A 13,537-nucleotide genomic window follows, 5' to 3' on the forward strand; every position below is an offset into this window, starting at 1 on the left:
ACCTCCCTAAGGAACCCCGCCCTTGCAGGCCGCCGTCACCGTCACTCCCGCCCGTGTCCCCGAGCTGCTGCTGGGCCTGGCCACCGTCCGTCCCGTGTTCCTCTGGGGCGCGCCCGGCATCGGGAAGTCCTCCCTGGTGCGGGAGTTCGCCGAGTCGCTGGGACTGGAGTGCGTGAGCCTGCTCGGCACGCAGCTCGCGCCCGAGGACCTGATCGGTGTTCCGCAGATCCGCGACGGCCGGTCGGTGTTCTGCCCGCCCGAGGCGATCGCCCGCGACGAGCCGTACTGCCTGTTCCTGGACGAGCTGAACGCGGCCACGCCCGACGTGCAGAAGGCGTTCTACTCCCTCATCCTCGACCGCCGCATCGGCACCTACGAGCTCCCCAAGGGGTCGATCGTCATCGGCGCCGGCAACCGCGCCACGGACAACGCGCTCGCCCGTCCCATCGCCTCCGCCCTCGTCAACCGCCTCACCCACGTCCATCTGGAGGCGTCCGCGAAGGACTGGCTGACCTGGGCCGCGCACCACGACATCCACCCGTGGGTCCTGGACCACGTCACCGACCGTCCCGACCACCTGTGGTCCAAGCCGCCCAAGACCGAGGAACCGTTCTCCACACCCCGCTCCTGGCACATGCTCTCCGACGCCCTGCACTCCTTCGGCCAGGGCGTCGACGAGGAGACGCTGAAGGTGCTGGCGCACGGCACGCTGACGCCCGCGCACGCCACCGCCTTCTGCGGCTACGTCAAGATCGTGCGCAGCCGGTTCGGCATCGAGGCGATCATCAAGGGCGACGCCCGCTGGCCGAACCGCCTGGAGGACCGGGACCTGCTCTACTACCTCGCCGAGTCCTTCCGCGGCCGGCTGATCAAGGAACTCCCGGTCAGCAAGGAGCACATGTCGGCGAACGGCCGGCAGACCGCGTACCGCGCCAAGTCGCTGCTCGTGCAGCTCGCGGAGATCTCCGTCGAGGTCGCGCAGACCGTCATCGCCTCCGACGCCGACGGCAACCCCGTGCTGCCCTCGTGGTTCCTCATCGAGGCGGCCCGTGACATGCCGCGGCTGGTGGAGGCGCGGCGGTGAGCCGTCCCCGCGGCAAGGGTCAGAAGAAACGCGACCTCGCGGCCGAGGCGTTCGCCGAGGGGCTGCGGCTGGTGAAGGCCAACCCGGCGCTGAACGCCGTCGAGTTCGGCGTCTGCCGGTACGAGGAGTGCAAGCTCGCGCCCCGGGACGGCCTCGTGGTCGTCGACTCCGACGGAGATCTGCACGTCCACCCCCACCGGCTCGCCGAGCCCGCCGCCTGGGCCTGGGCGCTCGCGCACGCCGTCCTGCACCTCGGCTTCGGGCACGTCCCGGCGGCGAAGGGCGAGCGCGTCCAGCCGGACCGGTTCGACCTCGCCGCGCGCTGTGTCGTCGTCAACCGCTTCCTGCTGACCTTCGTCATCGGCGCCACCCCGGATGACCTGCCCGCCGCCTACCCGGACGGCGACGAGGAGCAACTCGCCGCGCGCTGGCGGCGCGACGGCCTTCCCGAGGCGTACGGGCGCTGCGGCACCGCGGGCGACGCGCCCGACCAGCTCCTCGTCCGCTGGACCCGCTGGATGAACCCCCCGGACCACCGGATCGCCTTCGCCGCCGCCCTGACCCGGACCGTGTCCGCGGCCATGGACATGGCCGGCGGCCGGCGCGACTCCCTCAGCGGCGACCTCGCCCCCCAGCGGCCGTGGCAGAAGGCGCTGAGCTGGTTCATCTCCTCCTACCCCCTGCTCGGCGGCATCGCGGCCGGCATCAAGCTGGTCGCCGACGCCGAACTCGCCCGCGCCCACGACATCTCGGTGGCGGCGGTGAACGCCGAGGCGGGCGAGATCTACGTCAATCCGCTGCGGACCTTCGACGACGAGGAGTGGCGGTTCATCCTGGCGCACGAGATGCTGCACGCCGCCCTGCGCCACGGCGACCGCTGCGGCACCCGCGACCCCTACCTCTTCAACGTCGCCTGCGACTACGTCATCAACGACTGGCTGCGGGAGATGCAGGTCGGCTCCATGCCGGAGGGCCTGCTGTACGACCCCGCGCTGACCGGTCTGTCCGCCGAGGAGGTCTACGACCGGCTCGCCGGCGACCTGCGCCGGATGCGCCGGCTGGCCACCCTGCGCGGCAAGGGCCTCGGCGACGTGCTGGGCACCCCTCTCGGCCCGCCCGGCGACTACGTCGACCTGGACGGCTTCTACCGCCGGGGCCTCGCCCAGGGCCTGGACCTGCACCAGCGGCAGGAGCGCGGATACCTGCCCGGCGGCCTGGTCGAGGAGATCCGCGCGCTCAGCCACCCGCCGCTGCCCTGGGACGCGCAACTCGCCCGCTGGTTCGACGAGTTCGTGCCGAGCCCGCAGCCGGTACGGTCGTACGCCCGTCCCTCCCGCCGCCAGTCCTCCACCCCGGACATCCCGCGCGCGGGCCGGTACTTCCCGCCCGAGGAGATCGCCCGCTGCACCTTCGGTGTCGTGCTGGACACCTCCGGATCCATGGACCGCACCCTGCTCGGCAAGGCGCTCGGGGCCATCGCCTCCTACGCCGAGGCCCGGGACGTGCCCGCCGCGCGCGTGGTCTTCTGCGACGCGGCCCCGCACGACGCGGGCTTCCTCCCGGTCACCGAGATCGCCGGGCGGGTACGGGTCCACGGCAGGGGCGGCACGGTCCTGCAGCCCGGGATCGACCTGCTGCTGCGCGCCGACGACTTCCCGCCCGCCGCGCCCGTCCTGGTGATCACCGACGGCTGGTGCGACGTACTGCGGGTGCGCCGGGAGCACGCCTATCTGATTCCGCAGGGCGCCCGGCTGCCGTTCACCGCCCGAGGGCCCGTCTTCCCGGTGCGATGAGCCGGAATGTGATCGGATGGGGGCGCAAGGAACACCAGGAAGTCGGAAGGATTCACCGTGGCAACCACGCGCTCCGCACACACCGTCTGGGAAGGCAACCTGATCGAGGGCAACGGGGTCGTCAACTTCGACTCCTCCGGTGCCATCGAGGCGCAGCCGGTCACGTGGGCCTCGCGCTCCCAGGACGCGAACGGCAAGACCAGCCCCGAGGAGCTGATCGCCGCCGCGCACTCCAGCTGCTTCTCCATGGCGCTGTCGCACGCCCTGAACGGCGCCGGCACCCCGCCCACCAAGCTCGTCACCTCCGCCGACGTCAGCTTCCAGCCGGGTGAGGGCATCACCGGCATCCACCTCACCGTCGAGGGCACAGTCCCCGGCATCGACAACGACGCGTTCGTCGCCGCCGCCGAGGACGCCAAGAAGAACTGCCCGGTCAGCCAGGCGCTGACCGGCACGACGATCACCCTGTCCGCCAAGCTTTCCTGACCGCGAACGCCCCGGTGCCGCGCCTCGCACGGAGGCGCGGCACCGCCGTTTCCGGGGTACCCGGGACCTACACGGCATTGACAACAGCGCACTCAAGTTTTGTGCTGGAGTCTGGGAAGCGCCCTGGCGGAAGGGGACGGAGATGGCACGTGCGGTCGGTATCGATCTCGGGACCACGAACTCGGTGGTGGCCGTGCTGGAGGGCGGCGAACCCACCGTCGTCGCCAACGCGGAGGGGGCCAGGACCACACCGTCGGTGGTGGCCTTCGCCAAGAACGGGGAGGTGCTGGTCGGCGAGGTCGCCAAGCGGCAGGCCGTGACGAACGTGGAGCGCACGGCCAGGTCGGTGAAGCGGCACATGGGCGACGCGCACTGGCGCTTCCCCGAGCAGGGGTCGGTCGACGGTACGCGGTACCGGGCGCAGGAGCTGTCCGCGCGGGTGCTGCAGAAGCTCAAGCGGGACGCCGAGTCCTACCTCGGCGAGGACGTCACGGACGCGGTGATCACCGTACCCGCGTACTTCGACGACTCGCAGCGGCAGGCCACCAAGGAGGCCGGGGAGATCGCCGGCCTGAAGGTGCTGCGGATCATCAACGAGCCGACGGCCGCGGCCCTCGCCTACGGCCTCGACCGCGGCGAGGAGCAGACGGTCCTGGTCTTCGACCTCGGCGGCGGCACCTTCGACGTGTCGCTGCTGGAGATCGGCGACGGCGTCATCGAGGTCAAGGCCACCAACGGCGACACACATCTGGGCGGCGACGACTGGGACCAGCGGATCGTGGAGCACCTGGTCAAGAAGTTCCAGGGGCAGTACGGCATTGACCTCGGCAAGGACAAGATGGCGCTCCAGCGGCTGCGGGAGGGCGCCGAGAAGGCGAAGATCGAGCTGTCCAGTTCCTCCGAGACCACGATCAACCTGCCCTACATCACCGCCTCCGCCGAGGGCCCGCTGCACCTCGACGAGAAGATGACCCGCGCCCAGTTCCAGGAGCTCACCGCCGATCTGCTCGACCGCTGCAAGACCCCCTTCCACCAGGCGGTCAAGGACGCGAACGTGAAGCTGTCGGCGATCGACCACGTCATCCTGGTCGGCGGCTCGACCCGGATGCCGGCCGTCACCGACCTGGTCAAGGAGCTCACCGGCAAGGACCCGCACAAGGGCGTCAACCCGGACGAGGTCGTGGCCGTCGGCGCGGCCCTGCAGGCCGGTGTCATCCGCGGCGACGTGAAGGACGTCCTCCTCCTCGACGTCACCCCGCTGTCCCTCGGCATCGAGACCAAGGGCGGCATCATGACCAAGCTCATCGAACGCAACACGACGATCCCGACCCGGCGTTCGGAGATCTTCACGACGGCCACCGACAACCAGCCGTCCGTCGGCATCCAGGTCTACCAGGGCGAACGCGAGATCGCCGCGTACAACAAGAAGCTGGGCGTCTTCGACCTCACCGGGCTGCCGCCCGCGCCGCGCGGGGTGCCGCAGATCGAGGTGGCCTTCGACATCGACGCCAACGGCATCATGCACGTCTCGGCGAAGGACCTGGCGACCGGCCGCGAGCAGAAGATGACCGTGACGGGCGGTTCCGCGCTGCCCAAGGACGACATCGACCGCATGATGCGGGAGGCGGAGCAGTACGCCGAGGAGGACCGCAGGCGCCGAGAGGCCGCCGAGACCCGCAACCAGGCCGAGCAACTCGTCTACCAGACCGAGAAGTTCATCCGCGACAACGAGGACCGCGTCCCGGCCGACACCAGGACGGAGGTCCAGGAGGCGACGACGGAGCTGAAGGGGCTGCTGGAGCGCGACGCGGACACGGCCGAACTGCGCGCGGGGGTCGAGAAGCTGGCGTCCGTCAGCCAGAAGATGGGCCAGGCGATGTACGCCCAGGCGGAACAGCCGTCGTCCGGCACGGACACCGGCAGCGGCACCGGCACCGGCACCGAGCAGCACACCTCACCGCAGGACGACGAGGGCGTGGTGGACGCGGAGATCGTCGACGAGGACCGCGACGCGAAGGGCGGCGCCGCCTAGGGTCAAGGCCGTGCTCCGGTGGGGTCGGGTGGCAGCGCCGCGCACACCGCGTCCAGGACGGAGGCGTACGGGGTGCCGAAGTCGGTGAGCCGGCAGCGGAGTCGCTCCAGGCCGCCGCGGTGTCCGGTGAGCAGGCCGGTGTCGCCGGTGCGCGCCGTGAGCTCCAGCACCGCGGGCAGGAAGTCGGGCAGCTCCTCGCCGGTGAACGCGAGTCCGGCCGCCCGGTAGGCGTCCTCGAAGCGGACCGGGGGCCGGGCACCGTCCGGCCATCGGCGGAGGTGGAGGCTGTGGCGGGCGTCGAAGACCTGGAAGACCTGGACGTAGTGCGCGGCCAGTTCGTGCGGTGGGGTGACCGCCGCGTGGTCGACGAACTCCCGCAGCTGCGGGGCGGCTTCCCGCAGCAGCGGCAGACGGGCGACGAAGTCCTCGTCCGGGTAGGTGAGGCACAGCGCCGCCGCCTGGTAGAGCACTGCGTCCGAGGGCATCGGGCCTCCTTGGGCAGGTGCGTGGCTCCCTTGCTCGCCCCGTGCCTCGACGCTAGGGGCGGGCAGGGGAACGCACCTGTTCAGGACGCCCGTCCGGGTCAGTTCTTGCGGGCCACCCCCGCGTACACCGGTACGACGCCCTCGGCCTGCGCCGCCACGTCCTCCGCCTCCGGGCGCCACCCCGTCACCGGGATGACACCGGGACCCAGCAGCTCCAGGCCCTCGAAGAAGCGGTACACCTCGGTGATCGAACGGGGGTGGAAGGCGGTGCCGCTGGCCTGGAAGGCGGCCTTGGCCTTCGCGATGGCCTCCGGGTTCAGGTCCGGGGTGACCTGCGACAGGATCAGGTAGCTGCCGGGGGCGAGGGCAGCGACGTACTTGCCGACCAGGCCGTGGATGTCGTCGCCGTCGGGTTCGTCGCCCAGGTAGTGGGTCAGGGCCACCAGCGACAGCGCGACCGGACGGGTGAGGTCCAGCGTCTCGGCCGCCCGGGCCAGCAGGGTGTCGATGTCCCGCACGTCCGCGTGCGCGTAGTCCGTGGAGCCCTCGGCGGAGCCGTGCAGCAGGGCCTGGGCGTGCCGCAGCACGATCGGGTCGTTGTCGGCGTACACGACCTTGGACTCCGCCGCCACGCCCTGCGCCACCTGGTGCAGGTTGGGCTCGGTGGGGATGCCCGTGCCGATGTCCAGGAACTGGCGTATCCCCGCCTCGGCCACCGTGCGGACGGCCCGGTGCATGAACCTCCTGTTGGCCCGGGCCCCGCGTACGGCCGTGCTGTCCAGGGCGAGGATCCTGCGGGCCAGCTCCTCGTCCACCGGGTAGTTGTCCTTGCCGCCCAGCCACCAGTCGTACACCCGCGCCGGGTGCGGGCGGCTGGTGTCTATCCGTGGCGCGGCGTCGGATCCGGTCATGCGGTGTCGTCTCCTCGTGTGCGAAGGTGCCGTGCGGGACGCGGCGGGGGCTCAGAAGGTCTCGCGGTATTCCCGCAGGATCTTCTTCGTGCGCTGGGCCGACGCGGCTCGCGCCGCCATGTGGTCGAGGACCTCCAGATGGGCGGAGACCTCGGTGCGCGAGTCCAGGTACAGCGCGCCGGTCAGATACTCGGTGAAGACCATGTCGGGCAGTTCGGGCTCGCCGAAGCGGAACAGCGAGAAGGGGGCGTACGTCCCCGGGTGCGGGCCGTCCTTGAACTCGGCGACCTGCAGGGTGATCCGGTCGTGCTCGGCGAACTCCAGCAGCTTGTCCAGCTGTTCGCGCATCACCTCGCCGCGGATGCTGACCGGGCGCTTCAGCACCGTCTCGTCCATGATCACCCAGAGGTGGGGCGGGTCCGGGCGTTCCAGGAGCTTCTGCCGGGTCATCCGCAGGGACACATGGCGTTCGAGGTTCTCCGCGCCGGTCTGGCCGATCGTTCCTGCTTCCATCACGGCACGCGCGTAGTCCTCGGTCTGCAGCAGGCCGGGCACGAAGTGCGGCTCGTAGGAACGGATGATCCCGGCGGCGCCCTCCAGGCTGACGTACAGGCTGAACCAGTCCGGCAGCACGTCGTGGAACCGCTGCCACCAGCCCGGCTGGTTGGCCTCCTCGGCGAGCTCGACGAAGGCCGTCGTCTCCTCGTCCGGGACGCCGTAGGTCTCCAGCAGCACCTGCACGTACGGGATCTTCAGCGCGACCTCGGCCATCTCCATGCGCCGTACGGTCGCCGGGGCCACCCGCAGCACGCGGGCGGCCTCCTCACGCTTGAGCCCGGCCGCCTCCCGCAGTTCCTGCAGCCGCCTGCCGAGCACCACCTGACCCACGGTCGGCGCGGGCCGCCGCTCACTCACGCCACGCCTCCCCTACGCGCCGAAGTCTGCGCGTCAGTGTGCCATGTTCCGGTTCCGGTCTCACAGGTCCGGAATCAAGAAGGAAGCCAAGACGGAATCAAGTCAGCCGTGACTGGAGGTACTTGGCCGTCGTCGGGTCGGCCGGGAGGAGGGTTTCCATGGCCAGTTCGGCGACCGTGACGTCCATGGGGGTGTTGAAGGTGGAGATGGTGGAGACGAACGACAGGGTGCGGCCGTCGTGCTCGATCTGCATCGGGAGCGCGAAGTGGGGGACCGGGGCGGTCGGTTCACGCCTTGGTTCCGGGTCCGGTACCGGATACGCCGCCACCTCCTCGTACAGCCTGCGCAGTGGCTCGGAGCGGTGCAGGGCGATCTCCCGCTCCATCTGGGCGAGCAGATGCCCGCGCCACTCGGGGAGGTTGCGGATGCGGGGCGCGAGACCCTCGGGGTGCAGGGTCAACCGCATGGCGTTCAGCGGGGGTTGGAGCAGGAACTCCGGGATCCCGGCGAGGAACATCGTCATGCCCCGGTTCGCCGCGACGACGTCGTAGACCGCGTCGACCACGAACGCGGGGTAGGGCTCGTGGCACCGGATCAGCCGTTCCAGGCCCTGCCGGAGGGCGTCCAGCGCCGGCGAGTCCAGCGGGGTCTCCGGGTAGTGCGGGGCGTAACCGGCCGCCAGCAGCAGGGCGTTGCGCTCACGCACCGGCACCTCCAGGTGCTCGGCCAGCCGCAGCACCATCTCCTCGCTCGGCCGGGAACGCCCCGTCTCGATGAAGCTGATGTGCCGGGCGGAGGAGTCGGCGCGCAGCGCCAGCTCCAGCTGACTCACCCGCCGCCGCTCCCGCCAGGCCCGCAGCAGCGGGCCCACGCCCCTGTCGGACGGGGCGGCGGAGGAGGCGGCTTTGCCGGTCGCGACGATGGTCATGCAGACGACCGTAGTCGAGAAACGGACGTATGTACGGGCCGCGGGACGCCGACGGCGCGGCGCGGCGCGGCGCAGCACCGCACCCGGGTGCGCGGGCCGACGTGGTGCGGCTGTGGCACGCTGGGAGTCCGTGCCCCACCACCGGGAAGGAGCGAGGTCATGGCCGTCGAACCGCTGTCGCAGAAGGAGATCGAGGACCGGCTCGCCGAGCTGCCGGGCTGGTCGGTCGACGCGGACCGGCTCACCCGCTCCTACCGGCTCGCCACCCACTTCGCCGCGACGGCGATGGTGATCCACATCGCCCAGGTGCAGGACGAGCTCGACCACCACTCCGACCTCACCCTCGGCTACAACACGGTCTCCCTCTCGGTGAACACCCACAGTGTCGGCGGCAAGGTCACCGCCCTCGACTTCGAGCTGGCCCGCAGGGTGGAGGAGCTCGCACAGGGACACGGGGCACACTGACCGCGTGCTGGACTACGACAAGGAAGCCGACGCCTACGACGCAAGCCGCGGCGGCGAGGCGAGGGCCGAGGCGGCCGCCGACGCCGTCCTGGGTCTTCTCCAGCCCGGCACCCGCGGGCTCCTCGACGTGGCCTGCGGCACCGGGATCGTCACCCGGCGCCTGGCCGCCGCCCGGCCCGCCACCCGGGTGACGGGCGCGGACCTGACGTACGGCATGGCCCGGATGGCGGCCGGCCGGCTGCCCGGCGCGATCGTCCTGGCCGACAGCCGTGCCCTGCCGTTCCCGGACGCCGCCTTCGACGCGGTGACCAGCGTCTGGCTGCTGCACCTCCTCGACGAGCCCGAGGACGTGCGGGCCGTCGTCGCGGAGTGCGCCCGGGTCCTGGAGCCGGGCGGCGTGTACGTCACCACCGTCGACAAGGCCGCCGCCCACGACGTCGGCAGCGACATCGACGCCGTCCTCGCCCCGCGCCCGCGCCGCCCGGCCCCGGACGCCGCGCAGCTCGTGGAGTCGTACGCCGTCGCCCACGGCCTGTGTCCGGCCGGACAGGCCCGGTTCCGGGGCCGGGGCCAGGGCCGCAGTCCCCGGCGCACCGCCGCCGACCTGCGGCGCGGCTGGTTCACCACGCTGCCGCCCGGCGACCCGCTCACCGAGCGGTTCGTCGCGGGCATCGAGGCCCTGCCCGAGCAGGAACGCCCGCGCCCCGACCCGGAGTTCACCCTGCGCGCCTTCAGAAAGCCGACGGCCGACCGCGGCTGAAGCCCATGATCCAGTTGGTCACCCAGGTCCGCCCGCCGTCGACGGAGAAGGCCTGCTCCCAGTGCGCGGAGGTGGGGGAGACGCCCGCCCAGACGTAACGCACCCGCACGGCCGACGTCGACGGGGACGGCAGGGACGAGATCGTGTACGGCTCGATGGCGGTCGACGACAACGGCAGCGGGCTGTGGACCACCAGGAACGGCCACGGCGACGCCATGCACGTCGGCGACCTGGACCCCGCCCGCCCGGGACTCGAGGAGTTCAAGGTCGACGAGGACGGCTCCAAGCCCTCCTCCTGGATGGCCGACGCGAGGACCGGCCGCATCATCTGGTCCACCCCGGCCAACGGCGACAACGGCCGGGGTGTCTCCGGGGACGTGTGGGCGGGCAGTCCGGGCGCCGAGTCCTGGTCCTCCCGCGTGGACGGCGTACGCGACCCCAAGGGCACGGTCGTCGCGAGCCGCAAGCCCTCCAGCATCAACTTCCTGTCCTGGTGGGACGGCGACCCGGTCCGCGAACTCCTCGACGGCACCCACATCGACAAGTACGGCACCTCCGCCGACACCCGTCTGCTGACCGGCTCCGGCGTGCACTCCGACAACGGCACCAAGGCGACCCCGTCGCTGTCCGGCGACATCCTCGGCGACTGGCGCGAGGAGGTCGTCTGGCCCACGACCGACAACACGGCGCTGCGGATCTACTCGACGCCGTACGAGACGAACACGAGGATCACGACCCTGCTCCACGACACCCAGTACCGCACGGCCCTGGCCTGGCAGAACACCGCCTGCAACCAGCCGCCGCACCCCAGCTTCTTCATCGGCGACGGCATGACGACGGCGCCCCGGCCCACGGTGGACACGCCGTAGGGCGTGCGTGGGGCGCGTACCTCGCGGGTACGCGCCCCACGGATCAGGTCACGGAACAGTCCTGTCCCGCGAGCTTGAAGGCGGCCGGTTTGGTGTTGGAGCCCGCGAAGGTGCCGGTGAACCCGAAGGTCACCGACGAACCCGCGGCCACCGTGCCGTTCCAGCCCGCGTTCGTGGCGGTCACCGCCGAGCCGTTCTGCGCGTAGGACGCGTTCCACAGCTGGGTGATCTTCTGGCCGTCGGCGAAGGACCAGCCCAGCGACCAGCCGGTCCAGCCGCTCGAAGACGTGTTGGTGAGCTTCACGTCCGCCTGGAAGCCACCGGACCACTGGTTGGTGACGGTGTACGACACCGAGCAGCCGCCCGTACCTCCTCCACTTCCACCGCTGTCGCTCGACCCCGCGGTGTCGCCGTAGATCACGCCCCGCCCGTTCGTCGAGACGTAGACCCGCCCGTACACCCGCGGATCGCCCGTGATCGCCGCGCCGGTCCAACCCCACTGGTGGGCGTCGTCGTTGACACGGGTCCAGGTCGTGCCCTTGTCCGTCGAGCGGAAGACGCCGCGGACCCCGCCGATCTTGGCGCTGGTGTAGAGCGTCTGGTACGAGGCTCCCGGCGCCGCCTTGCCGAAGCCGATCGTGTCGGCCTGCTCGACGCCCGAGACTCTGGTGAAGCTCGCCCCGCCGTCGGTGGAGTGCCACAGCCCGTACGCCCCGTCCGCGGCCCCGCCCGCCAGCCATACGTCGCCCTTCGTACCGGGCAGCGCCTTGAACCGCACGCTGTCGCCGGCCGGAAGGCCCGTCGCCGAGGACGCGGTGAAGCTCGCGCCGCCGTCCGAACTGACGTAGAACTTGCCGGACTTGAAGCCGTAGAAGGTCTTCGGGTCGACCCGGTCCGACTCCACGGCCGCGCCCGCGGGGATCCCGCTCGACGCCGACCACGACGAGCCGAAGCCCGTCGTGTACTGCACGCCCGCCCCGGCCGGACTCCACACGAACCGGCTGCCGTCCGAGGCCGCCGCCACCGTCCCGCCGCCGGACACGCCCGAAGGGTCCGTGCCGGCGAACCAGTTGGCCCCGTTGTCCGTCGAGAACGCGATGTGCGGGCCGGAGTCGAGGTCGCCGACCCGGACGACCGTGTTGGGGTTGGTCTCGGCGAAGTCGAGGCTCGTGGTCGTCGTGAAGGTGGGGGAGGTGTACATCATCGACGGGACCTTCGTCAGGTCCGTGTGCCGGAAGCCGCCGATGTCACCGAGCGCGCTGAAGAGCTGGGCGCCGCCCGACGGGGGAGCGGCGAGGTCGTTCACCGCCGTCTCCTCCAGCCCCCGCACCATGGGCTTCACCGTGAACTGGCCGCCGCTGTCCCACTTGGTCAGGTCCTCGGTGCCGTACAGCGTCGCGCCCGTGCCGTACATCATCCGGTCGGAGTCGAACGGGTCGATCTCCAGTGACTCCGTCATCCAGCCCAGTTTCGGGGTCTGTTCGGGCGGTGAGGGGTTCGCGCCGAAGGTCAGCCAGGGGGAGGACGACACGTCGATCGTGTAGCGGTTGGCGCGGTTGGGATAGGAGGTGTAGTCCCACGCCTTCGTCCAGGTGGCCCCGCTGTCGGTGGAGCGGAAGATCTGCGTGTCCGGCCACCAGGAGCTGTACGCCGTCGCCATCACCGTGCCCGGGTGCTGCCGGTCGACGGTGAGCCCGCTGAAGCCGTAGTAGGTGTCGGCCTCCGCCACCGGGCTGATGTTCGTCCAGGTGCCGGTCGCCGTGGCATAGCGCCACAGCTGCCCCTTGCCTCCGTCGTACGGGCCGCCCTTGTCGCTGTAGGCGAGGTACAGATAACCGTTCTTCGCGTCGAGCACGCCCTTGTGGGCCAGATAGCCCGTCGGCTGCCCGGCCAGCCTCGTCCAGGTCGCCCCCGCGTCCGTCGAGCGGTACACCGCGTTGTCCTTGTCGGCGACCCCGACGTAGATGGTCCGCGTCGCGCTGCCGGCGGTGCCCGTGGACTCGTCGAAGGTGACCCAGACGATGCCCTGGTTGTCGGAGGCGTATCCCGTCGTGTCGGTCGGGTCCTGCTGGTAGTTGCCGGCGTTGGGGAAGCCGGTCACCTGCGACCAGGTCACTCCGGAGTCCGTCGACCGCCACAGCCCCTTGCCGCTGGGCGCGCCCAGGTACAGCACGCTGTCCTTGTTGGGATCGATCGCCAGCCGCTCGCCCATGCCCCGTCCGGGCATGTTCCCGCCGAGCTTGAAGGGCAGGTCGGTCTTCTGCCAGCTGGCGCCCCGGTCGGCGGAGCGCAGCACGGCGCCGTTGGTCGGGTCCCAGCTGTTGGTGTACGTCCCCACGGCCGCGTACACCTTGTTCGGATCGACGGAGTCGGAAGCGAGGCTGACCACACCGGTGTGCCCCCACTCGTCCCACCCGACCGAGTCCAGCAACGGCGTCCACGTCTTCGACGACTCCTGCCACCGGTAGGCGCCGCCGATGTCGGTCCGTGCGTAGACGAGGTTCTTCTCACTGCGGTTGAACACGACCCCGGGAACGAAACCGCCCCCGTCGATCCGGGCGTTCTTCCAGGTGTACGTGTCGGCGGCGAGCGGCGCTTTCGGGGTGCTGGTGGCGAGTGCGGGCGGCGCTCCCGCCAGTAGTCCGGCCGCGAGCGCGAGCACGGCCGTGAGAACGCGGGTTCTTCGCACGGTGGGGTCCTTCCATCAGGGAAACGCGCGAGGCCGGGCGACCCCCAGTGCGGGTGGGGGCCGCCCGGCCGGGGTCCCGCCGTCAGGTGACGGGACAACGCACACGGAGCCTTCAGGCAC

At 71.2% G+C, this 13,537-nt stretch carries 12 protein-coding genes and 1 pseudogene; 7 read left to right on the forward strand and 6 right to left on the reverse strand.

Annotated elements, in window-relative coordinates:
- The first annotated feature begins 22 nt into the window (after positions 1 to 22).
- The 4 genes from MKW14_RS01155 to dnaK all read left to right on the forward strand — a co-directional run bounded on the left by MKW14_RS01155 (position 23) and on the right by dnaK (position 5,395).
- Positions 23 to 1,084, forward strand: a complete 1,062-nt coding sequence (locus tag MKW14_RS01155; RefSeq protein ID WP_240858188.1) for an ATP-binding protein — start codon at positions 23 to 25, stop codon at positions 1,082 to 1,084.
- On the forward strand, positions 1,081 to 2,877 hold the full coding sequence (locus MKW14_RS01160) for a vWA domain-containing protein (RefSeq protein ID WP_240858189.1): 1,797 nt from the start codon (positions 1,081 to 1,083) through the stop codon (positions 2,875 to 2,877). Before MKW14_RS01155 ends, MKW14_RS01160 begins: the two co-directional genes overlap by 4 nt.
- A gap of 57 nt (positions 2,878 to 2,934) precedes the next feature.
- The gene (locus MKW14_RS01165) at positions 2,935 to 3,363 is read left to right on the forward strand and encodes an OsmC family protein (RefSeq protein ID WP_240858190.1); all 429 of its coding nucleotides are present in this window, start codon (positions 2,935 to 2,937) and stop codon (positions 3,361 to 3,363) included.
- A gap of 142 nt (positions 3,364 to 3,505) precedes the next feature.
- Positions 3,506 to 5,395: a molecular chaperone DnaK gene (dnaK, locus tag MKW14_RS01170; protein WP_240858191.1), complete on the forward strand. Its 1,890-nt coding sequence runs from the start codon at positions 3,506 to 3,508 to the stop codon at positions 5,393 to 5,395.
- 2 nt (positions 5,396 to 5,397) lie between these two features.
- On the opposite strand, the gene MKW14_RS01175 is transcribed toward dnaK, so the two are convergent.
- From MKW14_RS01175 to MKW14_RS01190, 4 genes are all read right to left on the reverse strand, one after another.
- Positions 5,398 to 5,880, reverse strand: a complete 483-nt coding sequence (locus MKW14_RS01175) for a nitrate reductase molybdenum cofactor assembly chaperone (protein ID WP_240858192.1) — start codon at positions 5,878 to 5,880, stop codon at positions 5,398 to 5,400.
- Between the two features lie 98 nt (positions 5,881 to 5,978).
- The gene (locus MKW14_RS01180) at positions 5,979 to 6,791 is read right to left on the reverse strand and encodes an SAM-dependent methyltransferase (RefSeq protein ID WP_240858193.1); all 813 of its coding nucleotides are present in this window, start codon (positions 6,789 to 6,791) and stop codon (positions 5,979 to 5,981) included.
- Between the two features lie 51 nt (positions 6,792 to 6,842).
- Positions 6,843 to 7,706 (reverse strand): Sco1979 family transcriptional regulator, encoded by an 864-nt coding sequence (locus MKW14_RS01185; protein WP_240858194.1) that lies wholly within the window; start codon positions 7,704 to 7,706, stop codon positions 6,843 to 6,845.
- Between the two features lie 97 nt (positions 7,707 to 7,803).
- Positions 7,804 to 8,634 carry a helix-turn-helix domain-containing protein gene (locus tag MKW14_RS01190; RefSeq protein WP_240858195.1) on the reverse strand — a complete coding sequence of 277 codons (831 nt, stop codon included), beginning with the start codon at positions 8,632 to 8,634 and terminating at the stop codon, positions 7,804 to 7,806.
- Positions 8,635 to 8,793: 159 nt separating this feature from the next.
- Between MKW14_RS01190 and MKW14_RS01195 the strand changes: the two genes are divergently transcribed.
- On the forward strand, positions 8,794 to 9,099 hold the full coding sequence (locus MKW14_RS01195) for a 4a-hydroxytetrahydrobiopterin dehydratase (RefSeq protein ID WP_240858197.1): 306 nt from the start codon (positions 8,794 to 8,796) through the stop codon (positions 9,097 to 9,099).
- A 4-nt stretch (positions 9,100 to 9,103) separates the two neighbouring features.
- On the forward strand, positions 9,104 to 9,859 hold the full coding sequence (locus MKW14_RS01200) for a class I SAM-dependent methyltransferase (protein ID WP_240858199.1): 756 nt from the start codon (positions 9,104 to 9,106) through the stop codon (positions 9,857 to 9,859).
- Here the strand turns inward: MKW14_RS01200 and MKW14_RS01205 are convergent.
- Complete coding sequence (locus MKW14_RS01205) at positions 9,831 to 10,031, reverse strand: hypothetical protein (RefSeq protein WP_240858946.1); 201 nt, start codon at positions 10,029 to 10,031, stop codon at positions 9,831 to 9,833. The two genes, MKW14_RS01200 and MKW14_RS01205, sit on opposite strands and share 29 nt — an antisense overlap.
- On the opposite strand from MKW14_RS01205, the pseudogene MKW14_RS01210 reads away from it, so the two are divergent.
- Positions 9,970 to 10,728 (forward strand): annotated as a pseudogene (locus MKW14_RS01210) (rhamnogalacturonan lyase family protein); the annotation flags it as partial. The gene MKW14_RS01205 and the pseudogene MKW14_RS01210 sit on opposite strands and share 62 nt — an antisense overlap.
- Positions 10,729 to 10,771: 43 nt before the next feature.
- On the opposite strand, the gene MKW14_RS01215 reads toward MKW14_RS01210, so the two are convergent.
- A complete protein-coding gene (locus MKW14_RS01215) occupies positions 10,772 to 13,417 on the reverse strand; it encodes a cellulose binding domain-containing protein (protein ID WP_240858200.1) in 2,646 nt (881 codons plus the stop codon).
- Positions 13,418 to 13,537: the final 120 nt, after the last annotated feature.

The sequence above is a fragment of the Streptomyces gilvus genome, from assembly GCF_022513565.1.
GTDB classification, from domain to species: Bacteria; Actinomycetota; Actinomycetes; order Streptomycetales; family Streptomycetaceae; genus Streptomyces; species Streptomyces gilvus.

Coding starts and splice junctions, on each gene's coding strand:
- dnaK (WP_240858191.1), top strand. CDS start 3,506: ATGGCACGTGCGGTCGGTATCGATCTCGGGACCACGAACTCGGTGGTG.
- MKW14_RS01175 (WP_240858192.1), bottom strand. CDS start 5,880: ATGCCCTCGGACGCAGTGCTCTACCAGGCGGCGGCGCTGTGCCTCACC.
- MKW14_RS01180 (WP_240858193.1), bottom strand. CDS start 6,791: ATGACCGGATCCGACGCCGCGCCACGGATAGACACCAGCCGCCCGCAC.
- MKW14_RS01190 (WP_240858195.1), bottom strand. CDS start 8,634: ATGACCATCGTCGCGACCGGCAAAGCCGCCTCCTCCGCCGCCCCGTCC.
- MKW14_RS01195 (WP_240858197.1), top strand. CDS start 8,794: ATGGCCGTCGAACCGCTGTCGCAGAAGGAGATCGAGGACCGGCTCGCC.